This is a genomic window from Paenibacillus sp. FSL R5-0475 (assembly GCF_038004585.1).
In the GTDB taxonomy this organism is placed as follows: Bacteria; Bacillota; Bacilli; order Paenibacillales; family Paenibacillaceae; genus Paenibacillus_AQ.
Genome location: NZ_JBBORK010000001.1, coordinates 3,669,442 through 3,693,967, shown reverse-complemented (window position 1 = coordinate 3,693,967; position 24,526 = coordinate 3,669,442). Strand labels below are relative to the sequence as shown.

The window sequence follows — 24,526 nt, the reverse complement described above, 5'->3', positions numbered from 1 at the left end:
TGGAGGGAATTTGTGTGGACAAAGGAAGATTTACACTACCTGGTGAAACAGGAATGGAAGAGGTCATAGCCGATCTTGTAGAGAGATGGGGTGTAGATGCTGTACGTGACAGTGATGGCACGAGTCTATCGCAGGACATTCTTGATATGGGTCTGCAAATCTATTCAACGCTTTGTCTGGTACGTGAGGACAACGAGTGGGCAAAGCAGCATCCACAGTATAGACAGCAGATTTATCTGATGTCTGCACCATTGATTGTGACATCGAAGGTGAAGACCATCGATATTATGGCAGATTTTTTTGCAGATCAATTTGTTCCTAATACAGATGTGGATATTAAAAAGTATTGGCAGGTTGTAAACCGGACCACAGGAGAAATAGTACCTTCGGCACATTGGAGTTATGCAGAGGGGATCGTCACGCTTGAGCAGGCGGAACAGTTTCACAAATATACCGTCAGTTTCTTGGCCTATCAGATTTGGGAACCGGTCTCTATGTACAATCACATCACGAATAACTGGACGGAAGAGCATCGCTTACCACTGGATGTTCGTTATCCCGAGGCGCAAGAGCATGTATTGGAGGTGCTGAAAGATTGGCTAGCAAAGCATCCGAAGACTGATATCGTTCGTTTTACTACCTTCTTTTATAATTTCGACTTGATTTTTAATAAGGAAGGTAAGGAGAAGCAAGTTAATTGGTTTGGCTATCTAAGCTGCGTAAGTCCATTAGCATTAGATCAGTTTGAACAAGCTTATGGATATCGTCTGACTGCGGAAGATTTTGTGGATCAAGGACGATATAATACACCGTTTATGAATCCGACGCCAAGGTATTTGGACTGGATGGAATTTAATCAGAAATTCATTGCAGGTTATGCCAAACAATGTGTTGATATGGTGCATGATTTCGGTAAGAAAGCCATTATGTTCTTTGGGGATCACTGGGCAGGGACAGAGCCTTATGGTAAATATTTTTCCGAGATTGGGCTAGATGCAGTGGTCGGGGCTGCCGGAGATGGGGTTACGACCCGTATGATCGCGGATATTCCTATTAAGGATACCGAAGCCCGGTTCTACCCTTACTTCTTCCCAGATGTATTCTTTGAAGGTGGAGATCCTGTTGGAGAGTCCATGCCGATCTGGATAAAATGTCGCCGGGCACTTATGCGTAAATCGGTTGGAAGAATGGGGTATGGTGGATATCTAAGTCTGGCGTACCAATTCCCTAATTTTATTGATCATGTGACGGAGATTGCGACTCAGTTTAAAGGAATTCATGCAAATGCTGAAGGGACTCAGCCGTATAAGGCATCGTTTAAAGTGGCGATTCTTAATACTTGGGGCTACATTCGCAGCTGGCAGACGCACCAAGTGGCTCACTCTTTATGGAATCAAAGATGTTATTCCTACATAGGGGCACTGGAGTCACTCGCAGGATTGCCTTTCGACATTGAATTTATAAGCTTTGATGATATTAGACAACACGGGATTGATCCTAGTATCGGTGTGATCATTAACGCGGGTGATGTTCATACTTCTTGGAGTGGCGGAGATCATTGGAGCGATCCGAAAGTGGTATCTAGCATTCGTGAATGGGTGCATCAAGGCGGCGGCTTTATTGGAATTGGTGATCCAACGGCATATGAGCATCAAGGGGTTCTCTTTCAACTAGCAGATATTTTAGGTGTTCAAAAGGAAATGGGTTTTACAGCAAGCATTAATAAGCCTAAGGTAACGCCAGTAAAGGAGCATTTCATTACGGAAGATCTGGAAGGCGACATTGATTATGGTGAAGGGATGACCATGATTTATCAAGCGGAGATTGGAGCACAAGTCTTGGATGTGCACGACAATAGCTGCAATCTTGCCGTGAATTCATTTGGGCAGGGTCGAGGCGTTTATATTGCAGGGCTGCCGTATAGTATCCAGAATACTAGATTACTGAGCCGGGCGATCTTTTGGGCTGCACATCAAGAGGAACAATTGTATTCTTGGTTCTCATTGAATCCGAATGTAGAGTGTCATGCTTACCCTGAGACTGGCCGCTATTGTGCTGTAAATAACACAGCGGAGACCCAAAAGACGACGATCCTGATGGAGAACGATTTGAGAATAGAGCTGGAATTGAACGGAATGGAAAGTGTGTGGCTGGATATGAATATGTAACTTCACTTTAAGACATACATTTAAGGAGTCAGTCGTAACTACGGAGAATATTTGGACTTGCGGCCGCTGTTGTCTCAAACTTTCCTGAATTGTACCGCTTCGATAGAGTAATTGGGGAATTTCTCCCTGAAATTCCGGGATTTTTGGTCATTAGATTAATAATCAGGGAAAACCTCCCTAAAGTTTTGCTGATTCGATAGCAATTAAAGGAATCCCCCTTATTATTAGGGAGGAATTCCCTGATTTCGTTCGTTTAGAGCGAATTTTGATTATTTTCAGGGAGTTTTTCCCTAATTAGTTTTAGAGCCGCCCCCTTCTTCGATTTTTCAGGGAAGGGGGCTTTTGCTTTTTAATCATAAGCATGAATCCATCAACCGCAATGTTTTTGGCGAGTTCTTCTTACTTGGATTGAGATGTTCTGGGGTTTCCGTATCTAGAGAATCCGAGACAACTTGCGATACGCCCGCGGAGAAATCCCCTCATTCGCCGTGAACACCCTGCTGAAATAATGGATATCGGGATAGCCAACCTGATCGCCCACCCTCTCAATTGGCCAATCCGTTTCTCGCAGCAGCTTACGCGCTTCCCTATGCCGGATCGAGCGGAGGTATTCTCCGGGGGGCATACCTGCGACCTCACGAAAGAGCTTGGCAAAGTGGTCCTCATGCATATTCATGGATGTGGCCATGGATTTATTGGTCCAGCGTTCTGCTAACCGCTCTTCTATCTCGTTTATTAATGCCCTGATCCGCTCGGTGTGAACTGATGACTTAGCTGCATCTCGGGAGCTTTGCGTTCGAAGCAGCGAAGTCAGAATACCAAGTAGTAGCCCTCGACAGACCCACTCATAGCCGGCAGGCCGCATAGTGAATTCATGAACGAGCTGTTCCATGGCATGAACACATTCGGGTGGCGGGGAGTAGATCGGTTCTTGTGACAATGGCATGAAGGGGACAGTTACGGCTTCAAAGGCGAATTTATCGTGTATGACTTCATCCTCATTAACTACCATATCTTCATCATGTGTAATAATTGATTCCCCAAAGAAATCAAAATGGATTCCAATAAGCTTAGTATCTGAATCTGACAGGATAATATTCTGATGATATACCCCAGATGAGAGGAAAATTAGCTGCCCAGCGTTCAGTATATATTCTTCCGTATCCATCTTTGTTAATAATTTGCCCTGGCGAACATATAGTAGCTCGAAGTCATATAGCCTTCTTCTTTGGAAGGTGCAAGGTGGAAGTGTCTGCAATTGTGCATAGTGAATTCCGGGTGCCCAATCACGAGAGGGTACCTGCTTTCTCAGTGGGTAAGAGGGATCTTTGTCAGACATGTCACTGCCTCCTGAATCTTTAATAGAATAGACCGGAATAATGCAAAAAGTCTCTTCTTCGCCTAAATAAATCGAATTTTAAATCTAGTATAATATAAATAATTAAAGGATACAAAGTGCATCTAAGCCTAGGGAGTGGAAAACGGAAAAGAACAAATAGGAGGAGGATTCAAATGAAAAAGGGAATAAACATCTGGTCGTTTCGCGAAGGAACTGAAATTAAAGAATGCGTACGTCTAGCCAAAGCGGCTGGATTTGAGGGGATCGAGCTGTCATTAAATGAGTCAGGTGAACTTGGCCTGCAAACCACTGAGAAAGAAGCGCGTATCCTTCGTGATTCTATTAATGAAACGGGTCTGGAGATCGCGGGGCTGGCAACAGGTCTATATTGGTCTTATGCGATGACTAGTGAATCTGAAGCGAATCGAACCAAGGCAATCGACGTATGCAAAAAGCAACTGGAGCTGGCGGCTGCGCTAGGTGTAGATACAATTCTTGTCATCCCTGGCGCTGTTGGTGTGGATTTCATCGAGGGCTGTGAGGTTGTTGATTATGAAAAAGCTTATGATAGAGCGCTGGAAGCGATTAGTCATTTAGCCAAGGATGCTGAGCAAGCAGGCGTTTCTATTGGTCTTGAAAATGTGTGGAATAAATTCTTGCTGTCTCCGCTTGAATTACGTACTTTTATTGATACGGTCGGTTCCAGTTATGTAGGTTCCTATCTTGATGTTGGAAATATCGTGCATTCCGGTTATCCAGAGCAGTGGATACGGATTCTAGGCCATAGAATTAAAAAAGTGCATTTCAAGGATTACCGTCGGACGGCTGGTGGGCTTCACGGATTTGTTGATCTGCTCGCTGGGGATGTGGATTATCCAGCAGTCATGAAAGCGCTTGAAGACATTGGATACAACAATTATGTTACCGGTGAAATGATACCGTCATACACACATTATACGGAGCAAATTATTTTTAATACTTCTGCAGCTATGGATGCCATTCTCGGACGTACCACTTTCAAAGCTTAAAGTATGGGGGAAGGCGATGCTCAGCCTATAGCAATCATTGAGGCTGAGATACAATCCGCTGGGCTGGAAGGTGCTTGGATAGAGCTTGTTTAATTATTAATCATTTAGCTGGGGAGGCTTCACTATGTTGAAAATAGGTTTGATTGGCTTTGGATTTATGGGCCGGATGCATTTTGATAATTATGTTCGCTTAACGGAAGAGGGGCATCCCATTGCCCTTAAAGCCATCTGTGACTTGCGAATTGAGGAATTGAAAGACGGTAAAGCGGACGGCAATATGAGTACCGCTCGAGAAGTGTATGATTTAACAGCTTACAGTCTCTATGATGATCTGGAGAAAATGATAGCGAATGAGGAACTGGATATGATCGATATCGCAGTTCCTACTTACCTGCATGCTGAAATGGCTTGTTCTTTGCTGGAACGAGGATATCATGTCTTTTGTGAGAAGCCGATGGCTAGAACTTCAGTAGAAGCACAGAAAATGGTAGAAGCAGCGGAGCACAGTGGAAAGAAATTGATGATCGGACAGTGCCTGCGTTTTTGGCCAGGGTATGAATATTTGAAAGAAGTTGTGGAAACTGAGCAATTTGGTAAAGTGACAGAAGGATATTTCTACCGTGGTTCAGGGGCTCCTAAAGATTGGTTTCTGGATGAGAAGCTAAGCGGTGGATGCATTGTGGATATGCATATTCACGATACGGATATGATTAACTATCTGTTCGGCAGACCGGATAAAGTATCGACTTTGGGCCGGAATGTTCTACCGGGAAGTGGGTATGATATTGCTTCTACACACTATTTTTATAAGGATGCAAAGGTGATCAATGCTCAGGTGGACTGGACGCTGGAGGGCGACTTTGGATTCTACATGGGGTACAGGGTTAACTTCGAGCGAGGAAATGTTGTATTTGATGGTAGTGGAGTCAAGGTGAATCCCAATGATGGAGCAGGCTTTACGGTAGAGCTTTCCCCGGATGCGGGCTACTACAGAGAGCTGGTCTATTTCTTGGATGCGATTATTCAAGATAAGCCTATTATCATTTGTACGCCTGAGAGTGCAGCAGAATCTTTGGAAATCATAGAGGCGGAAGTACAGTCAGCAAATGCCGAAGGGGAATGGATTGTACTTAACTAGCAAGATATAGAGGATGCAAAGGCGTGACGAGAGGAAAGATCATTATAGATGATTTCTCCAGTCACGTCTTTTTGGTATGCATTCTCATCTAACCTTTATTGCGCTGGAATTTTGTGTTGTCCCTAGCATAGTGTGATACGGAGCCGTCATATCTTCTAAGGCGTACCTGTACATCGGAGAACTCTTCAACGATTCCTGAGGCAACCTCAGAATACATTCCATCAGGGTCAAGCTGTAGGGCAGTGATATAAGTTTGGGATAAAGCGGCTATGAAAAAATCAATATTTTTATTAAGTGTATGTGGCATGGTATTCCCTCCGGTGATATCTTCAACATGTATGAATATAAATAATCCTAAGGAACTATTTTAACACGATTTGCGGATGAATTTGAGGAGGAATTACTTGATTTCGGTCAAAAATATGCGAAATTTGGTTGTAATTGTATTAAAATCCGAAGATCATCCGAGGGCAGGTAGCGAAGTTGTTTCGCTGTCTGTCTTTTTTTTACTTTCTGGTTTGAAAAGAAACCTGCGGACGGATATGATTTGTGTAGTGAAAGGATGATCGTCAAATGACAGAACAGCTACAAAGAGCCAAGGAGTTATACACACGATTTCTGGGTCATTTTTTAGATATGCATAAGGCAGGTTTGCTTAAGGAGTATAAGAGTTTTGAAATTCCTAGAGAACAAGAGATAGAATGGCTCAATGAAATGGCCTTGGCGTACGCCGAGCAGTTGTCGATCCGAGATTGGGATGCAATTACTGCCCTAGACGCTTTATCGAGAAACTATCAAGACAGCTGGATTGTGGAGAAGGTATCTTCTTTTGCCTCGCGGAATATGATGAGTGCGGATAGTCTGGTTAGATTGATCTACGCAGAGAAACTGGTAGGGATTATTGGTTCTCATAAACAAGTGATCCCAAAAGAACTATTATTTGAGGCCTGTAAAGTTGCTGTGCAAATTCTCGAAAATGTAATCTCACAGCCGCTGGTCATTGACCCTGGACATGAGCTTAAGGAGCTTGGCCTTAAAGATAAGAGAGCTTTGAACAGTCGTGCAGAGCAAAGCTTAGGACAGGTGAAGGTGCTAATTAATTAACCGTTGGAGGGGAAATATGAGATTACTCGTAGCGCAACCTAATCACGAACCACATTTGCAGCATTTGCTCAAAGAAATGAGCAGACAGGATTCTTTTGACGCGGTGTTGTATCCAGAAGGTTATGTAGCAGATGAAGCCAGTGTAAAGACCTTAAGTGAAGTTGCCAAAACATATAAAAAGCTGATCATTACAGGATATAGGAACAGCAATAACAAGGATAGAGCGCTAATGATTCATCCTTCTGGGGACATCATTTTGGAACGAGCCAAATCGCCGATGGATGAACAGCTGTATCGCCCGTCAGTTGCGGAAGCGGATGGTCTCAGTATTGGTTATTTGCTGTGTGTTGAGCTTCTGCAAGGATACGTGGGTTTGGAAGGACAGGCTAAGTCGTTAGATTTCATCGCACATCCGATTGGGGTAGGCATGTTCAGCGAAGAACAATTTGAATTATGGATCGAGGAAGCCACTAGGATTGCTGTGAAATATAACACGATGATTATTGGGACAAGCCATGCTGACGGATCTTACCGAAATTGTGGAATTTCGATTCCCATCTCATATTGGATCGACTCTACCGGACAACCTATTTATATTTCGCGTAATGATACGAGAAGTCGAATGATTAATCTCGATACTAGGCAGGTTAATGTTCTAGATTAGGGAATAGCCGAAGTTGACACACTGTTGTCAAATTGGGTGTGCTACGATTTCATAACAGATTAACTTCTGATGATTTATAGAAGAAAATGAGGGATACAAGGTGGCTGAACCTTTAAAAGCGATGTACAATGAACAATTCCTGCTTGGTTTTGGCGAAAAGATTCGCAGTGTACATAGTGTTTTTGATACTGATGCATTTGTAATTTCGGCTATGGCGGAACCTTGGGATACGCTCGAACTGAAGGCAAGGATGCGGCGGATTACGGAGACACTGGGAAGTCATTTACAGCTTCCTTATGAGGAAGCGCTGGCGATTCTGTTCGCTATTACTGAGGATTGTGTGGGATTTCCATACTTGATCTTTCCAGATTTTGTAGAGGTATTTGGTCAAGGGGCTGAGCATTGGGAGTTGTCTATGCAGGCGCTGGAAAGGTTCACACCGAAATCATCAGCAGAGTTTGCGGTTAGACCGTTTCTCTTGCGTGAACCGGAGCGGATGATGGCGCAAATGCTAGTATGGTCGAAGCACCCCGATGAGCATGTGCGACGATTAGCAAGTGAGGGTTGTCGCCCTCGTCTACCATGGGGACAGGCGCTCCCAATGTTTAAGGTAGATCCAGCCCCTGTGTTACCTGTACTTGAGCAACTGAAGAAGGATTCCTCCTTATATGTGCGCAAAAGCGTGGCTAACAATCTGAACGATATTGCTAAGGATCACCCGGAGGTGGTACTTGAGACAGCTCGCCGCTGGATAGGTATAGATCCCCTCACAGACTGGATTGTGCGGCATGGTTGTCGTTCTTTAATCCGTAAAGCTAATCCGGAGATTATGGCTTTATTCGGATATGCGGAGCAAGCAGACGAAGCAACACCACTCATAACGAGTGCTTCTATAACGATTGATCCTACCCTATTGCGAATTGGAGAAAACTCTGAATTACAATACAAACTTCAAGTTTGTGAAGGAACTCCTGCCCGTGTTCGAATAGAATATGGCATCTATTTCGTGAAGGCTACAGGTCGAACCTCTCGTAAATCTTTCTTACTATCGGATAAAACAGTACCTGGGGGTACAATTCTGACAGGCAAACGGACGCATCGCTGGGCGGATTTAACCACTCGTCGTCATTATCCCGGGGAACATCGGATTGTACTGTTGGTTAACGGGCGGGAAGTTGCAGATACGTTGTTGAAACTTGAGGGGGATCAGTAAATGAAAAAAGAAGTATTGATTTTTATTTCTAATGGATACGCGGATTGGGAAGCTGGGTATATAAGTGCTGAACTAAACAAGCCAGAAAGTGAATACAAAGTTAGGACAGTTTCTTTAAATAATGACAATGTACAATCTATGGGCGGATTTACTGTTATTCCAGACTATACTATAGATAGTTTACCCGCCCAGTTTGAAATGTTAATTTTAATTGGGGGTACAGGCTGGAAAGATAATTCAGCGATTACTCCAGTGATTGAAAGTTGTATTCAGAATAGAACTCCTATATCGGCTATATGTGACGCATCAACCTTTTTGGCAGAGCGTGGCTATTTAGATGAGATTCCTCACACTGGAAATTCATTAGATTACTTAAAAGAGTTCGCTCCTAATTATAAAGGACACGCAAATTTTTTAGAAAAACAGACCGTTTCGAGTGAGGATATCATTACTGCTAATGGTACGGCTTCTTTGGAATTTACAAGAGAAGTCTTGAAGAAGTTAAAGGTTATGCCATTAGAACAAATCGATGGATGGTATAACTTTTTCAAAAATGGGTTTTATCAAGAATAATGAAGTCATGAAAAAAGGTGTTCTCAGGTCTTATCGACTTGAGAGCACCTTTTTATTTATTTTTTCACTTCTGTAACACCCGTTACTTTTCCTTGATCCGAGGTATCGAAGGTGGATTGATACTTAGCATCTGCGAAGTAAACATTCCCTTCAACCGTTGCATTTACTAAACTGAAGCCATCTGCTTCGACGTATACATCACCAATAAATGTGCCGCCTTGAATACGGGCGTTTTTACTTTTGATCGTAAGTTTTGGTGCAGTTAGTTTATAGGAGTTAGTAATATTGTGCTCTGCATCTTGTGTGTAGAGAGCGATTTTTCGAGCAGGTTCATCTTTATTCGTGAATTGTCCGTCCAGCACGAGATCCTCGGTGAAGGTTAAGTCTTTCAGCGTAGCAGCAATCCAAGTACCGTCCGCACTGATTGCCTTTTTAAAGGCCTCTTCATTATCCACTACCGACGCTGAGGTTACAGCATCAGTGGTGTTATTAGTGTTGCCAGCGTTATTGGTGTTACCAGGTGTAGTTGTGGCGGTAGGGGTAACATTGGCATTGTTATTGGTTGAGTTTCCGCATCCGACCAACAGCACAATTGCAAATACTGCGGCTACGCTTGCTATCTTTCTCATCTGTATAACCTCCCTGAGTAATTGTACTGATATCCTACGAGCTTAATATAGACTGATTAGTTAGTATTAATGTGGTGTAAGCACAAACGCTTACCGTCCTTGAGAGACGATGAAGACTTTTCTGCTTGAGTACACAATAATATTTACCGATCATTCTACAAATGGTAATATAGGCCTGGACATCTCTGGCGTATAGTATGACCTGGAAAATATGAATTATTCGAAGGAATTCACGAAAAATAACATTCTTCTTTTGATGAAGAAGCATTTTGGATTACAATAAGTTAAGGTGAAAAAAGGAGCTGTACCAATGGCTAAACAGAAATATTATGTAGTATGGGAAGGCAAGCAGCCGGGAGTCTATAGCACTTGGGCGGAATGCCAGGCGCAGACCGATCACTATACCGGAGCCAAATATAAATCGTATGAATCTAAAGCGGCGGCAGATGCGGCATACACAGCGGGCTGGAAAGGTAATTGGGGAACAGGGTCATCAGCATCCGGTGCGGCTAAGTCTAAGGGGACAAGTTCTTTTAAACGAAGTGCTACAGTGGAAACCTCAGCGGAGATCGATTACAACAGTATTTCTGTGGATGTAGGAACTCGTGGCAATCCGGGTCCAGTCGAATATAAGGGTGTGGATACGCAAACCGGAGATATTATCTTCTCTTGTGGGCCGATCAAGAAGGGCACTAATAATCTAGGTGAGTTTTTAGCGATTGTGCATGCTTTGGCGCTCCTGAAGAAAGAGGGAAGTAATAAGACAGTCTACAGCGACTCTGTGAATGCAATGAAGTGGGTAAAGCAGAAGAAAGTAGCGACAACCTTGCCACGCGATGCTTCAACCGAGGAAATATGGGTACTTATTGATCGGGCAGAACGTTGGTTGCAAACCAATACATATGACAATAAAGTGCTTAAGTGGCAGACTAAAGAGTGGGGCGAAATTAAAGCAGATTATGGTCGGAAATAGTTACAGTAAGGTTCTGGGTTTCGGCTAGAGGAGGAGAATTGGGGATGTTCGGCAACGATTGGGATGAGATATTACAGGATGAAATGCAAAAGCCCTATTTTCTGGAGCTAATGGCTAATCTGGAAAGTGAATATAAGGAACATACAGTCTATCCGCCAAAAGAATTACTGTTCACGGCGTTAAAGCATACACCTTATAGTGAGACAAGGGTTGTTATTTTGGGACAGGACCCATACCATGGAGCGGGACAAGCACACGGTTTAAGCTTCTCGGTAAATCCGGGGGTGCGTATACCGCCTTCACTGCGTAATATTTATACGGAGTTATCGGAGGATATCGGTGTACCAATTCCAAATCACGGATCCTTACTGCGATGGGCAGAACAGGGAGTGCTTATGCTCAACTCGGTACTAACGGTACGTGAGGGAGAGCCGAATTCTCATAAAGGTCTAGGCTGGGAGACATTCACAGACACCATAATGAAGAAGTTAAATGAAAGAACTACGCCGATGGTGTTTATTTTATGGGGAAGTCATTCACAGAAAAAAGGTGCCTTCATAGACCAAAGTCGTCATGAGGTTATTCAGTCTCCACATCCGAGTCCGCTCTCGTCGTATCGTGGATTCTTTGGTAGCCGTCCTTTTTCGAAGGTCAATCAGTTTTTGGAGTCGAAGGGAATGAAAGGAATCGATTGGTTCATTTCGGACATATAACTAATGGGATGTTGGGAAGGGGGAGGGAGCAATGAAGCATTGGGTTGGTAAACCGGTTATCATGTACTGCGGGGACGAACCTTACACGATCATGAAAGGCATTCTTCGCAAATGGGATCTTTCCGCTTCTGTTGCGGTCATCGGTCATCAGGAAATTGCCGTGCCATTTCGGGATATTGTGGTCATCAAAGCTTTGGCTCCTAGAGAAAGAGCACTGCCTCCAGTCTTGCATTCTGTGGGTTATGTGATGAGGGAAAGGCAGCAATTTGATAATGCAGTATATTTTAAATCGGCTGTAAGTGTTTGGAAAGAAGATCGGCTGATTGCTCTGAATACGACCATCATTTCGCATACCAAAGGTTCAGTTACACTTCAGGATGGACAGAACCTTATGAAAGGCAATCACATCTTTGTAGTTCGTTCTTTGCGAGGTTAATTTCAGTAATCCTATAAAGAAGCACAAAAAGGTACATCTCCAATTGGAGACGTACCTTTTTTTATTTATGGAACCTCATTCAGTTCGTAAGTGCTATAGATTCTCATGCTTGAGAGGCTCAGCCTCTTCCTCTCGGTCTGCAACAATAATCTCATACACTCGTAAAAAAATAATTTTGGCAATCATATAGACGGGCAGCGCAATAAGCACACCAATAATACCGTAGAAATCCCCACCTATAAGAACAAGAAGGACCGTGGTCAGTGGATGCACATCTAATGATTTGCCGTAAATGATCGGTGAGAGTACATTATCTTGGATTTGCTGTGCAATGAATATGACGACCAGCGACCATATTGCCATCGTGGGTGATTCAATGAATCCAACAATAACTACGGGTACTCCCGCAAGGAAAGAACCCACATAAGGAATGAAATTGAGCGGTACTGAAATTACTGCGAGCAGCAGTGAATAAGGCAATCCGATGATAAGGAAACCGATATACAACATAATACCGAGTACGACGTTTAGCACCACACGTGTGACGATGAAACTGCTCAGTGCGCTGTCGATATCCCCGAACATTTCTTTGCTTTCTTTACGGTACTTTCTAGGGATTAAGCCCTGTAGTTTTGGTGACAGCTTATAATCATCTTTTAGCATGTAATACAAAATGATGGGCAAGGTAGCGATTAGAATAACAATGCTGGAAACTACGCCGATCAAATTGGACATCGAATTGGTCACCCAAGTAATAGCCTCGCTAAGATATTCTGATATACGGGCAGCTACGTCGGAGTCCCCTTGGAAAAAGCGTGAGAGTGTCGGATTATCCCTTAAAGCATTGAACTGATCCTGTAATCCCTGAACAAGGTAAGGCGTGTTATCAATAAAGTTCTGAATTTGTTCTTGCAGTGTCGGCCAGACTAGAACCCAGAAGAGAATAAACAATCCGGCAAACAAGAAATAAATGAGCAGGATGGAGAATGCCCGGTTTAATTTTCTTTTCTCAAGAACTCTTACTAACGGTCGTAATAAGTAGTACATGAAACCTGATAGTACCATGGGAACGAGTAATAATCTGATAATGGCAGCCAGTGGTGCGAATAGAAACATTACTTTGGAGCCCAAGTACAAAATAAGTAAAAAAGCGATAATAGCAAGACTTGTCCGAAAATACTTCTGTTGTTGCAATAGGAACATCCCCCAAGTTCAAAATATAATCTATGTAGTTTAATAACCCTAATTCACATGACTTGATTCAAAAGAATGGATTACTCTCCTATAGGTAGTTCTTGGCATATCCGTGGAGGATGACCCAATGACTGAGGCTACGCCAAGTAAGTTGTTCACAACACATAACTGTACATCATCATATAAATCACTCGGGGGGCTTTGTGGATCATCTTAACTTCCGTCTATAAGGTTTCTTCTTCGTGGAAAGGGTGAATATTTCTGGTACTTCAATCTCGCCTCCGGTTTCCTTCGTAACTTGTCTTGCCTTGACGAGAGATAAAAAAGCAAAAAAATCCCCTAAAGTGGCCAGTGCGGCAGCAATGATTTCATAATCTTCAGCACTTAATTCTGCTGTTTCCTCACTATTACCGTTCCCGTTGTTTTTTCCATTACTATTTCCGTTACTCTTAGCGTTGCTGTTACCGCCCATTTTTTTGTTGTTTCTTCCGTTGGCCATTTCTGATCACCCGCTTTTTCCTATATGTAGTATTAATATGTTTTAAACACCAGTGAGGAGATAGGCAATTGGTATGTAATTTTCTTATGGGCCTGTTTCAGCTTGAGCGAAGCGTGAAATCATTCCATTTATTACATTTTGCCGGAGTATGATTTTTAATGTTAAAGCGCTTTACAGATGATGAAAACGCTGTTAAAATCATAAACGAGCACAAATGATCAATAACAGTCAGATATAATCAAATAATGGTCATGGATTTCCAAAGATAAGCGCATTTAATAAATGGGATAGCACTGTAACTTAAAGGAGCGAACCACGATGTTGTTTGAGGAAGAGAGAAAACAAAGAATCGTGCTTTTTGTGGAAAAGAATTCAAGAGCTTCGGTACAGGAGCTAAGTCAGGAACTGGGCGTGTCTGAGTCTACTGTGCGCCGTGACCTGAAAGAGCTTGAAGAAGCCAAGTTGTTGAAACGAACGCACGGCGGGGCAGTTTCCCTGCAGAGCGTTAACTTTGAGGCGACTTATCCAGATAAGGAAGATCGATTGTTGGATGAGAAGCAGAGGATAGCACGCAAGGCTGTAGAGATGATTCAGGAAGGCGATGCTATTCTGCTGGATGCTGGAACTACAACGCTACAGATTGCCAAAGAGCTGAGGGCTTTTTCTAATATCAAAGTCATTACGAATTCGATTATGGCGCTTAATGAACTGCGGGATTGTCGCAATATAGAAGTCTCGATTACAGGCGGAATGTTGCGGCCGGATACATTGGCTTTTGTAGGACCGATGACAGAGCGCTCTTTAGAGATGGTAAGAGTTGATAAAACCTTTCTTGCAACCAACGGATTAGACTTACGAGAAGGAATCACTACACCTAATATGCTTGAAGCAGCGACCAAACGTAAGATGATCTCGGTTGCGAAGCAAGTAATTCTTCTGGCTGATCATAGCAAGCTCGGTCAAGTATCCTTCTGTAAGGTTGCCGACGTGACGGAAATGGATCACTGCATTATTGATTCTGGTGCGTCTGATAAGTTCATCCGTGAGATTACGCAAATGGGCGTAGATTTCTCGCTGGTATGACCTTAGGTGGAGGATGTTCTACGGTTAGAAAATGTCTTAATTTGAGTGGTATGGAATCATTGTAAGATCGTTTGGAGAAATTACATTTGCCGCATGTTTAGCCGGTAATCTATGGCTTAGAAAACCAAAATAATTGAGGGATAATTATGATCTATACAGTAACGCTTAATCCTTCCATCGATTACATCGTGGAAGTTGAAGATTTGAGACTAGGTGGCTTGAACCGGATGAAACGTGATTTGAAGCTTCCTGGAGGTAAAGGGATCAACGTATCACGCGTGTTAAATCAGCTTGAGGTTCAGAATAAAGCTATAGGCTTCCTTGGTGGATTCACTGGACGATATATTGAGGAATGGTTGCGGAAAGAGTCGATTTCAAGTGATTTCGTATTTGTTTCTGATGATACCCGAATTAATATCAAGCTTAAGCATGGAGATGAAACGGAGATTAATGGTGCAGGGCCCGTCATCCGAGATACGGAGGCAGAGGCATTATTACAGAAGATGGCTATTCTGAATGCAGGCGATGTTGTGATATTGTCCGGAAGTGTTCCTCCTTCACTGGGTGCTGATTTCTATGACAAGTTGATATCTGTATGCAAGCAAAGAGGGGCCGAGTTTGTCATTGATACTACAGGTTCAGCGCTGAAAAAGGCACTCCCTTATCAGCCGTTGCTCGTTAAGCCTAATCATCATGAGCTTGCAGAGCTATTCGGCGTTACGATACAGACTAAGGAAGAAATTATAACTTATGGTCGCAAGCTGCTCGAAGCTGGCGCGAAGCATGTGTTAGTTTCAATGGCTGGTGAAGGTGCCTTGTTCATTACGGAACAGGGGGTATACCACGCCAATGCTCCAAAAGGAGCAGTAAAGAATTCTGTAGGCGCAGGCGATTCTATGATCGCTGGATTCGTTGGCACATTTTCTTTGACTGGAGATTTAATGGAAGCTTTCCGTGCAGGTGTTGCCTCAGGTAGCGCAACAGCTTTCTCTGATGACCTGGCAGATAGAGCATTCATTGAGCAGCTGAGACCGCTGATCAACATCTCAGAAGTGTAAGCTAACAGCATTCAAAGTACTCAAGGGAGTTGGAAGATATGAGAATTACGGATTTGATGATAAAAGATACAATGATTATGAATTTAAAAGCAACCACTAAAGAAGGTGCAATTGATGAATTGATTGCCAGTCTTGCCGCAAGTGGTCGTATCAATGATCCTGTTCTATTTAAAGAGATGATCCTGAAGCGTGAAGAGCAGTCAAGTACTGGGATTGGTGGCGGTATCGCAATGCCACATGCCAAGACTAAAGCGGTGAATGAAGCGACAGTTGTGTTTGCTAAGAGTGCGACGGGCGTCGAATTCGAATCGCTTGATGATGAGCCGGCTCGGATCTTCTTTATGATTGCCGCCCCAGAAGGAGCGGGCAACATGCATCTTCGTACATTGGCCTCGCTGTCCAGACTGTTGATCGATAGTGAATTCATTGAACAGCTGATGAATACCCGAACTCCAGATGAGGTATCCGCCTTGTTCGATGCGAAGCAGGCGGAAGGAGAAGCCAAGGAGAAAGAGAGCGAAGCTGCTGAAGCTGTCAAGAAGTCAGAACCTGAAAAGCTAATCGTCGGCAACCCGGATTCCCAAGCATTCGTCGTAGCTGTTACTGCTTGTCCTACTGGAATTGCGCATACCTTTATGGCTGAAGATGCGCTCAAGAAGAAGGCTCTGGAAATGGGAGTTAATATCCGTGTAGAGACAAATGGTTCAGAAGGTGCCAAAAATGTCTTAACACCCGACGAGATTCGGCGTGCAAGTGGTGTAATTGTGGCAGCCGATAAACAAGTGGAAATGGCCCGTTTTGATGGTAAGCCAGTACTGCAAAGACCGGTTAGTGACGGTATTCGCAAATCGGAAGAGCTCATTCGCAAAGCAATGAACGGCGATGCACCGATTTACCATAATGAAGGTCGTAGTGGTAATGAAGGAGAGTCGAAAGAGAAATCCGGCAGTATCGGCAGTAAAATATACAAGGACTTGATGAACGGTATCTCTCACATGCTGCCGTTTGTAGTCGGCGGTGGTATTCTGCTGGCGATCTCCTTCCTGATTGAACAAGTCGGTGGAGAGAATCACCCTCTATTTCAGCTGCTGCAGACGATTGGTGGCGGTGATGGTGCCTTCCATTTCCTAATTCCGGTTCTTGCTGGATTTATTGCGATTAGTATTGGTGACCGTCCAGCCCTGATGCCAGGTATGGTTGGCGGTTATATGGCCCTGAATTCCAACGCTGGATTCCTCGGCGGTCTGGCTGCAGGTTTCTTAGCTGGTTATGTTGTTATCGGTCTGCGCAAAGTGTTTGCAGGTCTGCCAAAAACGCTCGACGGATTAAAGCCGATTCTGTTATATCCGGTATTTGGTCTATTGATAACCGGTGGATTGATGTATTACCTGTTCGATCCAATCTTTAGCTGGATGAACGTAGGACTCATTAATTGGCTTAACGATCTTGGAACCGTTAATGCAGTAATTCTGGGTCTCGTTCTCGGTGGAATGATGGCTATTGATATGGGAGGTCCTTTCAATAAAGCGGCCTACACTTTTGCCATTGGGGTATTCACTACCAGTGGAAATACTAACGGATTCATGATGGCGGCTGTAATGGCAGGCGGTATGGTTCCTCCACTTGCAATAGCGCTTGCTACTACTTTCTTTAAGAACAAATTTACAGAATCAGAACGTAAGTCAGGGTTAACAAACTATGTATTGGGCTTATCGTTCATTACAGAAGGGGCGATTCCATTCGCCGCTGCCGATCCACTGCGTGTCCTGACTTCTTGTATCCTAGGTTCAGCCGTAGCAGGTGGCCTCACTCAGTTTTGGAATATCAACGTTCCAGCACCGCATGGTGGGATCTTTGTAGCCGCGCTTTCGAGTCATGCGTTGTTGTTCCTATTGGCCGTTCTGATCGGATCTGTTATTTCCGGATTAATGCTCGGATTATGGAAGAAACCTCTTGAGGCAAAGTAATAAAATAAATAATTTGAACTGCTGGGTGCCAGACGCTTCTTCTGGTGCTCGGCAGTTTTTTGAAATATAAGAATTTTTAAGTTTACGCTAAAAACTATCCTTCTATTTTTCGCAGAAACGATCATCGTCTCTAAGAGGAAGCCAAAGGCGTTTCTTCTTACCTAAACTTTGACCACGTATACCCCTCTACCCTTACGAGAATAATCTCCTTCATTGAGGTTTATTTTTGTATAATTGAAAATATATATAACAAGAGGGCAAAGGAGCGAGCGAGATGATACTGCACAAGGGGGAGGTCTTGTTCCGTCAAGGGGACAGCTGCGAATTCTTATATAAGGTGAAAAGTGGGCTGTTCAAGGTAACAAGGCTTCATGAAAATGGGAACATGGTGTTATTCAACATCTTGTATCCTGGTGAGATGGTTCCCCATCATTCACTCATTTCGCCAAAGGAGGCGCATGGAACAGCGGTTGCGATGATGAAGAGCGAGGTGGAGGCAGTTCCTTCAGCGGAATGGTATCAACAGGTACGGGATGAGCCAGGTCGAGCGATGGAGATCGCTATCCTTCTTCAGGAGAAGGTACGGTTTATGCAGACTCGGCTAGATCACCTTACTGTTGGAACACCCGCAGAACGTATGGAGCTCTTAACCCGTTGGTTCAATGACTACTCTCATGGCGCAGCGCTAACAGAGCTTTTGACACAGGAAGAAATTGGACAATTGATCGGTGTGAGACGCGAAACAGTCAATCGTTTGTTGCGTACCGTGGAGTGATTCCTGCCTATTTTTATAGCGAAGTGTTTAGAGTGGGGGATCTCCGTGGTATAATGTATTCAGAACTTATTAAATTACAGAAAGGATCAGGATACCATGTGTCCCCGAAGGACGATTCCCCAAAGGACGATTTGGAAACGTTATGATCTGTCTTATACTTAGCTTCCCTGTAGAAGGTGCGTGAACCGTTGTTACTCGACGAACCGCCTCTGCGAGGGGAAGGAGTATATATATGCGAAGGAGCAATACCTCCGGTTTTACCCGTCGTAGAGGTTGGTGGGACGTTTAGCCGCCATATACGATAAGGGGAGACCTGTATGAGGAACCACAATTACGGAGTGAATGTACTGCTCCGGTTGACAGTCATTTTGTTTGGAACATTTTTGCTTGCATTTGCTTATTATCACATCAATTTTCAGAACCATTTGTCTGAGGGCGGATTCGTAGGATTATCGCTACTCGGCAAATATGTATTAGGAATTTCACCTTCAATTTCAACTCTGCTTCTAGACGTTCCAGTACTCTTGATTGCATGGATGTTCAAAGGGAAAGCGTTCGTGTGCAACACCTTTGTTTCTGTAGGAGCTTTTACAATCTTTTACGGACTCATGGAACGTTATTCCGGTTTGGTCATCAACTTGCAGAGCAACTTGGCATTAGCAGCTCTTTTGTCTGGCGTACTGACAGGTTTAGGCGCGGGAATTATTCTGCGAAGCGGCGGCGCAAGTGGTGGAGACGATATTTTGTCGCTGCTGATCAGTGAATGGAAGGGAATTAAAGTAGGTACAGTATTCATCATGTTGGACGTAGTCGTTCTGGCATTATCACTCTTCTATATGCCTGTTAGAGAAACGATGTATACGGTGATGGCGGTAGTTGTAGCTGGTTATGTGATCACCTTTACAACCTCTTTAGGTAAACCAAAGTTAGTGAAGGCGCCAAAGATTCAGTCTACGCTGCGTAAGCCACATGATGGTACGGTAATATGAATAAGACTGTATAAACAGCTTATTTCGGGGATATACTATATTTAAGGTCAGCCAGAATTTCTGGTTGACTTTTTTTGTTGTATAAGTGACGTGATTTAAAGGGTTGAAGATCTCAGTGGCGTTGCTTGGACGTTTCGCTCATAACAAAAGGTGGCGTACAGTGAAAATCCTGTACGCCACCTTTTAGTTAATTTAAGACTCTCTTGTGCTCGTCTTTGAATCGTGTAGAGACATTTGCGACCAGCTTGCCCTTTTATTTAGCCCACGGCATTCGTGATAGCTTCGCATTCGTCCGAGCAATGACCACTGTGCTGTGCTTCACAGTCCTCACAGCAAATATGCTGAAGGTGGCAAGCATCGTTGGCGCAGTTGATGAATTGGTCAGCTGGCTGACCGCAGTGATGGCAACGTCCGACAATGATATCCCCGTCGGTATGATTAATCTGTACGGAGATCCGCTCATCGAAGACATAACATTTTCCATCGAACAGTTCGCCCTGTACCTCAGGGTCTTTACCATAAGTCACAATGCCGCCATCCAGCTGGTACACCTGCTGGAAGCCTTCCTTCATCATAAACCCGCTTAATTTCTCGCAGCGGATTCCGCCTGTACAGTAGGTCAGGATTGGTTTATCTTTTAGCTCGCTCATATTCTCGCGAATCCAGTCCGGGAATTCTTTGAAGCTGTCTACTTCAGGGCGGATGGAACCGCGGAAATGACCAAGATCGAATTCGTAGCCGGTACGACCATCCAGAATTACCACATCATCGCGCTGCATCATTTCATAGAAATCTTTAGGCGCCAGATGCTCTCCGGTGATCACGTTAGGGTCCAGTTCATCCTCGACCCGGAACGTCACGAGTTCCTTTTTATAACGAACGAAGATCTTTTTGAAGGCATGACCATCAGCCTCATCGATCTTGAAGACGATATCGCTAAACAGCGGATTTGCGCGCAAATCCTTCATGTATTGCTCGGTTTGGGCAATCGTACCGGACAGTGTCCCGTTAATGCCCTCATCTGAGATGAGAATTCGTCCCTTTACGTCAAGCTCTTTGCAGTAAGCCAAATGCTCCTGAGCGAATTGTTCGGCATCAGGCACTTTTACAAATTTATAGTATAGCAGAATTGCATATTCCGATTGTGGTTTCATTCTTTTCACCTTTATCATTAGAATTAGACTACTAAATAAACGTTTAAGTATAAAAAGTATTGTAACATATTATCAAGACTTGAAAAAGATACTCTTGAATCGGTAATGGTTAAAACTTGGATATTAGTAAGAAAAACAGCACAATGAATATGTCTGAATCATCATACCTATCTATGGGGGAAGTCTGCGAAGTGTCGGCGCGAGTGGAGGAGACGATATTTTGCCGCTGCTGATCAGTGGATGTAGTCGTTTTGTCGGCTGGTATAAACTGCATTTTTCGGGGATACTACGATTAAGGTCAGCCAGAATGTTGGTTGACTTTTTTTGTTGGATATAGGCGAATGACATGGATAGTTATGATTGGCGAAACCGTGAATCACAACGTGCGTATTAATTTTCATTCGAAGAGTCACATGGTGACTTTAATAATAAGGAGGAACTGCGGGATGAGTGCTCACGAGATTGATTATGTCATTATGGGCGAGGAAATTCAGTGTGTGGAGGTGCAGCTTGACCCCGGAGAGAGTGTAATTGCCGAAGCTGGAAGCTTCATGATGATGGATCAGGAAATTACGATGGAGACAATCTTTGGTGATGGTAGTGGGGGGACGCGCGGAAGCGGACTGATGGGTAAGCTGATGGGTGCGGGCAAGCGTCTGTTGACAGGGGAAAGCTTGTTCATGACCGTATTCACACATAGCGGTTCTTATGGACGAAAAAGTGTCACCTTTGCTGCTCCATATCCAGGAAAAATCATCCCGCTCGATCTTCAGCAATACGCTGGAAAAGTGATCTGTCAAAAGGATTCATTCCTCTGTGCGGCGAAGGGCGTCTCGATCGGTATTGAATTTCAGCGCAAGCTGGGCACCGGCTTTTTTGGTGGAGAAGGCTTTATTATGCAAAAGCTGGAGGGCGACGGTCTTGCATTCGTACACTCTGGTGGCTACGTTATGGAACGCACACTACAGCCGGGAGAGACGCTCAAGCTGGACACAGGTTGTCTTGTCGCTATGACGTCTTCCGTGGATTATAATATTGAATTTGTAAAAGGTGTCAAAACCGCCCTATTCGGCGGCGAGGGCCTGTTCTTCGCCACGCTGCGCGGACCCGGCAAGGTGTGGGTGCAGTCACTGCCGTTCAGCCGTATGGCTGACCGCATTCTGTCCGCTGCCGGTAACAGCGGGCGTAAAGAAGAAGGCAGCGTACTTGGGGGACTCGGCAATCTGCTGGATGGCAGATAGGCTTCGGCGAGGTTGAGGGTAGAACTTTCGAGGCAGAGAATGAGCGGTTTTAGCGAGTGGGCTTATTAGGGGGAGACAAGGGCAGAAATACCCTTGTCTTGTGCGTGTTGGCCCGAATAGCGCGAAAGAGGGGCAAAAATGCCCTAGATTTCTGGGAAATGGCCCAAATGGAGCGAAAGAGGGGTAAAAATGCCCTAGATTTGCACGGATTGAGCGGATCCAGCCAAAAGAACGGTATAAATCCCGTAGAAATGGCTGGATCGAGCGAATCCAGCCAAAAGAACGGTATAAATCCCGTAGAAATGGCCGGATCCATTTCTAATTGCTTCAGCAAGACATTGGTTATTTATGTTCGATGTGATATCAACATTCGACGTTTGTATTATCGACTCTGTGATGTCCACCGCTACTGTATCTGCAACTAACTATATAGTTAGACCCGTGAATGATTATGCTCATTCACGGGTCTTTTTTTAGAGGTTGGGCTTGGGATAGTTTAATTCATAACCATCAAATACCTGCTTCGCGTTAGGCATGACGATTTGCCTCACGTTACGCATGATGATCTATCGCACAATCCCCCTAACAATTTGACTAACCCTGTCCGCGATGTATATATTATTTGGCAAAGCCCTTATAAGAGGTTGTTCAAAAAGTCCGCTTTTGATCACGAAGTATTCCAAGAAGATTATTCGACATCGAATATTGAATTCAGGCGAAACTTCCGGTGCTCACGTAGCTTCCACTACGCTCCGCTCCTCAGTTTCTACCTTCATCCAATCTTCTCGGTGCTGAAAACCGTACTTTTTGAACACGTACTATATTGTTAAGGCTGTGACCGGAGGCATGATATGTTCAAAATATTTATTATAGAAGATGACCGTGGACTGGTGGCTCTGCTACAGGATTATTTACATAAGTTTGGATATGAAACACAGGCTGTGAATGATTTTGAGCGGGTTCGCACTCAGTTTGAGACGTTCGCTCCGCACTTGGTTCTTTTAGATGTTAATTTGCCAAAATACGATGGGTATTATTGGTGCCGCCAGATTCGTGGGATTTCCACCTGCCCTATCCTTTTTATATCTGCCCGCGATGGCAAAATGGATCAGGTGATGGCGTTGGAGAACGGAGCCGACGATTATATTACGAAGCCCTTTGATTACGAAATTGCGATGGCCAAAATTAAAAGCCAGCTGCGACGCGCCTACGGTACCTATGCGGGAAGCAACAATGAGCGTACCCTAACCGTTGCCGGAATGGCACTGGATGTGGAGCGACTAGTCCTTACCCGAGGAGAAGCCAAAGTGGATTTAAGTCACACGGAAGCCAAGATACTAGATGAGCTGATGCAAAAGTCGGGAACTATCGTTACCCGCGACAGACTGCTCGAAAAAATCTGGGATGATCAAGCCTTTGTGGATGAGAATACGCTTAATGTCTATGTCACCCGTGTACGTAAAAAGCTTGCCGCTCTTGAGATTACGGACGGTCTACAAACCGTTCGAGGTCAAGGCTACCGCTTGATTCCGAATTGGGGGGATGAGGATTGAAGCTATTTTTAAGGGAGCAGATCCCTTTAATTGTTGTCTATCTAGCACAGCTCATCTTGATCACACTAGTATATCGGCTGGATGGGGGCAGTGGGGTGAGTGTTAGTCTGTACGCTGCTCTTCTCAGCACTTGTCTGCTGCTTGGCTACCTCGCTTATCGGTATATCAGCAATCGTACGTTCTATGAACGACTGGAGACTGTACCCACCTCTCTAGATGAAGCTGGCGGTCCATCACAGGATTCTCCGCTTGCTGTGAGTTTACGAGGACTACTAGGGTCACAATTCCGCCTCTACAAAAATGATTTACACAGCTACCGCCACAAGCTGGAGGAACATATTCACTTTATTAATCAGTGGGTGCATGGGATGAAGACGCCATTGTCTGTCATCCATTTGATGATTCAAGATAAAGACGGACCGCCTTTTACGGCGATAGGTGATGAACTGGATCGTCTGAAAAAAGGACTGGACACTGTACTTTATACGGCTCGGCTAGATACTTTTGAGCATGATTTTTACGTGGAACGTTTGGATTTGGAAACCCTCGTACGTAGCGTGACCTCAGAGCAGAAGCGTCTGTTCATACGTAACCGTATATTTCCTACTATTAAAATAGATGAACGAATCGCCGTAACCACAGATGAGAAATGGCTAAGTTTTGTGCTTACGCAAATTATTACGAATGCAATACGGTATACGACGGAAGTCGGCAAACATGTATATTTCCATGGGTACATACAAGAAGAAAAGAGAGCAGTACTGGAGATACGAGATGAAGGGGTTGGCATTCCAGCAGGTGATCTGCCGCGTGTGTTTGATCCTTATTTTACAGGTGTGAATGGACGAACCTTTCAAGAATCCACGGGGATGGGTCTATATCTTGTGAAACAGATCTGCGGAAAACTTGGTCACGAGGTGAGCATTTGCTCAGAAGAAGGTAAGGGCACGACCGTGCGGATAGTGTTTAGGGAGTCCTACCTTACAAAAATGTAAGGTCATTGTAAGTTAGAGAAATGGCAGCCTGTGTATACAC

General features: G+C 44.2%; 24 protein-coding genes and 1 pseudogene. 19 read left to right on the top strand and 6 right to left on the bottom strand.

The window, feature by feature from the left end:
- The first annotated feature begins 14 nt into the window (after positions 1-14).
- Positions 15-2,168 carry a 1,3-beta-galactosyl-N-acetylhexosamine phosphorylase gene (gene gnpA, locus MKX41_RS16635; protein ID WP_340971956.1) on the top strand — a complete coding sequence of 718 codons (2,154 nt, stop codon included), beginning with the start codon at positions 15-17 and terminating at the stop codon, positions 2,166-2,168.
- A gap of 433 nt (positions 2,169-2,601) precedes the next feature.
- Here gnpA and MKX41_RS16630 read toward each other — a convergent pair whose 3' ends face one another.
- Entirely contained in the window at positions 2,602-3,507 is a 906-nt protein-coding gene (locus tag MKX41_RS16630; protein WP_340971954.1) for an AraC family transcriptional regulator, read from the bottom strand.
- 173 nt (positions 3,508-3,680) lie between these two features.
- Between MKX41_RS16630 and MKX41_RS16625 the strand changes: the two genes are divergently transcribed.
- Together MKX41_RS16625 and MKX41_RS16620 are read left to right on the top strand one after the other, a co-directional pair.
- Positions 3,681-4,535, top strand: coding sequence for a sugar phosphate isomerase/epimerase family protein (locus tag MKX41_RS16625; protein ID WP_042190633.1), 855 nt, complete (start codon positions 3,681-3,683; stop codon positions 4,533-4,535).
- A 124-nt stretch (positions 4,536-4,659) separates the two neighbouring features.
- Complete coding sequence (locus MKX41_RS16620; protein WP_339797733.1) at positions 4,660-5,673, top strand: Gfo/Idh/MocA family protein; 1,014 nt, start codon at positions 4,660-4,662, stop codon at positions 5,671-5,673.
- Between the two features lie 88 nt (positions 5,674-5,761).
- On the opposite strand, the gene MKX41_RS16615 is transcribed toward MKX41_RS16620, so the two are convergent.
- Positions 5,762-5,980, bottom strand: coding sequence for a hypothetical protein (locus tag MKX41_RS16615; RefSeq protein ID WP_042190628.1), 219 nt, complete (start codon positions 5,978-5,980; stop codon positions 5,762-5,764).
- A gap of 266 nt (positions 5,981-6,246) precedes the next feature.
- Between MKX41_RS16615 and MKX41_RS16610 the strand changes: the two genes are divergently transcribed.
- From MKX41_RS16610 to MKX41_RS16595, 4 genes are all read left to right on the top strand, one after another.
- A complete protein-coding gene (locus tag MKX41_RS16610) occupies positions 6,247-6,777 on the top strand; it encodes a hypothetical protein (protein WP_339266401.1) in 531 nt (176 codons plus the stop codon).
- Positions 6,778-6,793: 16 nt separating this feature from the next.
- Positions 6,794-7,441, top strand: coding sequence for a hypothetical protein (locus tag MKX41_RS16605; protein ID WP_339266400.1), 648 nt, complete (start codon positions 6,794-6,796; stop codon positions 7,439-7,441).
- 100 nt (positions 7,442-7,541) lie between these two features.
- The gene (locus MKX41_RS16600; protein ID WP_340971948.1) at positions 7,542-8,654 is read left to right on the top strand and encodes a hypothetical protein; all 1,113 of its coding nucleotides are present in this window, start codon (positions 7,542-7,544) and stop codon (positions 8,652-8,654) included.
- Positions 8,655-9,227, top strand: a complete 573-nt coding sequence (locus tag MKX41_RS16595) for a type 1 glutamine amidotransferase family protein (RefSeq protein WP_340971946.1) — start codon at positions 8,655-8,657, stop codon at positions 9,225-9,227.
- Between the two features lie 56 nt (positions 9,228-9,283).
- On the opposite strand, the gene MKX41_RS16590 is transcribed toward MKX41_RS16595, so the two are convergent.
- The gene (locus MKX41_RS16590) at positions 9,284-9,856 is read right to left on the bottom strand and encodes a hypothetical protein (RefSeq protein ID WP_042190616.1); all 573 of its coding nucleotides are present in this window, start codon (positions 9,854-9,856) and stop codon (positions 9,284-9,286) included.
- 310 nt (positions 9,857-10,166) lie between these two features.
- On the opposite strand from MKX41_RS16590, the gene rnhA reads away from it, so the two are divergent.
- Genes rnhA through MKX41_RS16575 form a run of 3 tightly spaced genes read left to right on the top strand, consistent with a single transcriptional unit; the run spans position 10,167 to position 11,978 of the window.
- A complete protein-coding gene (gene rnhA / locus MKX41_RS16585; protein WP_076284676.1) occupies positions 10,167-10,829 on the top strand; it encodes a ribonuclease H in 663 nt (220 codons plus the stop codon).
- A gap of 44 nt (positions 10,830-10,873) precedes the next feature.
- The gene (gene ung / locus MKX41_RS16580) at positions 10,874-11,542 is read left to right on the top strand and encodes a uracil-DNA glycosylase (RefSeq protein ID WP_076284675.1); all 669 of its coding nucleotides are present in this window, start codon (positions 10,874-10,876) and stop codon (positions 11,540-11,542) included.
- Between the two features lie 31 nt (positions 11,543-11,573).
- Positions 11,574-11,978 carry a hypothetical protein gene (locus MKX41_RS16575; protein WP_042190609.1) on the top strand — a complete coding sequence of 135 codons (405 nt, stop codon included), beginning with the start codon at positions 11,574-11,576 and terminating at the stop codon, positions 11,976-11,978.
- 93 nt (positions 11,979-12,071) lie between these two features.
- Here the strand turns inward: MKX41_RS16575 and MKX41_RS16570 are convergent, their stop codons facing one another.
- Positions 12,072-13,181, bottom strand: a complete 1,110-nt coding sequence (locus MKX41_RS16570; protein WP_076284674.1) for an AI-2E family transporter — start codon at positions 13,179-13,181, stop codon at positions 12,072-12,074.
- Positions 13,182-13,380: 199 nt separating this feature from the next.
- The gene (locus MKX41_RS16565; protein ID WP_076300787.1) at positions 13,381-13,671 is read right to left on the bottom strand and encodes a hypothetical protein; all 291 of its coding nucleotides are present in this window, start codon (positions 13,669-13,671) and stop codon (positions 13,381-13,383) included.
- Positions 13,672-13,980: 309 nt separating this feature from the next.
- Here MKX41_RS16565 and MKX41_RS16560 point away from each other — a divergent pair.
- From MKX41_RS16560 to MKX41_RS16535, 6 genes and pseudogenes are all read left to right on the top strand, one after another.
- A pseudogene (locus MKX41_RS16560) lies at positions 13,981-14,163 on the top strand (DeoR family transcriptional regulator); the annotation flags it as partial.
- Positions 14,137-14,754: a DeoR/GlpR family DNA-binding transcription regulator gene (locus MKX41_RS16555; RefSeq protein WP_340974950.1), complete on the top strand. Its 618-nt coding sequence runs from the start codon at positions 14,137-14,139 to the stop codon at positions 14,752-14,754. The pseudogene MKX41_RS16560 and the gene MKX41_RS16555, both read left to right, overlap by 27 nt.
- 146 nt (positions 14,755-14,900) lie before the next feature.
- Positions 14,901-15,812, top strand: a complete 912-nt coding sequence (gene pfkB / locus MKX41_RS16550) for a 1-phosphofructokinase (protein ID WP_340971940.1) — start codon at positions 14,901-14,903, stop codon at positions 15,810-15,812.
- Positions 15,813-15,850: 38 nt separating this feature from the next.
- Positions 15,851-17,779, top strand: a complete 1,929-nt coding sequence (locus MKX41_RS16545) for a PTS fructose transporter subunit IIABC (protein ID WP_339266385.1) — start codon at positions 15,851-15,853, stop codon at positions 17,777-17,779.
- A 274-nt stretch (positions 17,780-18,053) separates the two neighbouring features.
- Complete coding sequence (locus tag MKX41_RS16540; RefSeq protein ID WP_076284669.1) at positions 18,054-18,554, top strand: Crp/Fnr family transcriptional regulator; 501 nt, start codon at positions 18,054-18,056, stop codon at positions 18,552-18,554.
- 317 nt (positions 18,555-18,871) lie between these two features.
- The gene (locus MKX41_RS16535) at positions 18,872-19,543 is read left to right on the top strand and encodes a YitT family protein (RefSeq protein ID WP_076284668.1); all 672 of its coding nucleotides are present in this window, start codon (positions 18,872-18,874) and stop codon (positions 19,541-19,543) included.
- A gap of 257 nt (positions 19,544-19,800) precedes the next feature.
- Here the strand turns inward: MKX41_RS16535 and trhO are convergent, their stop codons facing one another.
- Positions 19,801-20,697 (bottom strand): oxygen-dependent tRNA uridine(34) hydroxylase TrhO, encoded by an 897-nt coding sequence (gene trhO, locus MKX41_RS16530; RefSeq protein ID WP_042190591.1) that lies wholly within the window; start codon positions 20,695-20,697, stop codon positions 19,801-19,803.
- 446 nt (positions 20,698-21,143) lie between these two features.
- Here trhO and MKX41_RS16525 point away from each other — a divergent pair, with 446 nt between their 5' ends.
- The 3 genes from MKX41_RS16525 to MKX41_RS16515 all read left to right on the top strand — a co-directional run bounded on the left by MKX41_RS16525 (position 21,144) and on the right by MKX41_RS16515 (position 24,486).
- A complete protein-coding gene (locus MKX41_RS16525) occupies positions 21,144-21,938 on the top strand; it encodes a TIGR00266 family protein (protein WP_042190589.1) in 795 nt (264 codons plus the stop codon).
- 851 nt (positions 21,939-22,789) lie between these two features.
- Positions 22,790-23,491 (top strand): response regulator transcription factor, encoded by a 702-nt coding sequence (locus tag MKX41_RS16520; RefSeq protein WP_340971935.1) that lies wholly within the window; start codon positions 22,790-22,792, stop codon positions 23,489-23,491.
- Entirely contained in the window at positions 23,488-24,486 is a 999-nt protein-coding gene (locus MKX41_RS16515) for a sensor histidine kinase (protein WP_042190583.1), read from the top strand. The genes MKX41_RS16520 and MKX41_RS16515 overlap by 4 nt, the downstream gene beginning before the upstream one ends.
- The last annotated feature ends 40 nt before the right edge of the window (positions 24,487-24,526 follow it).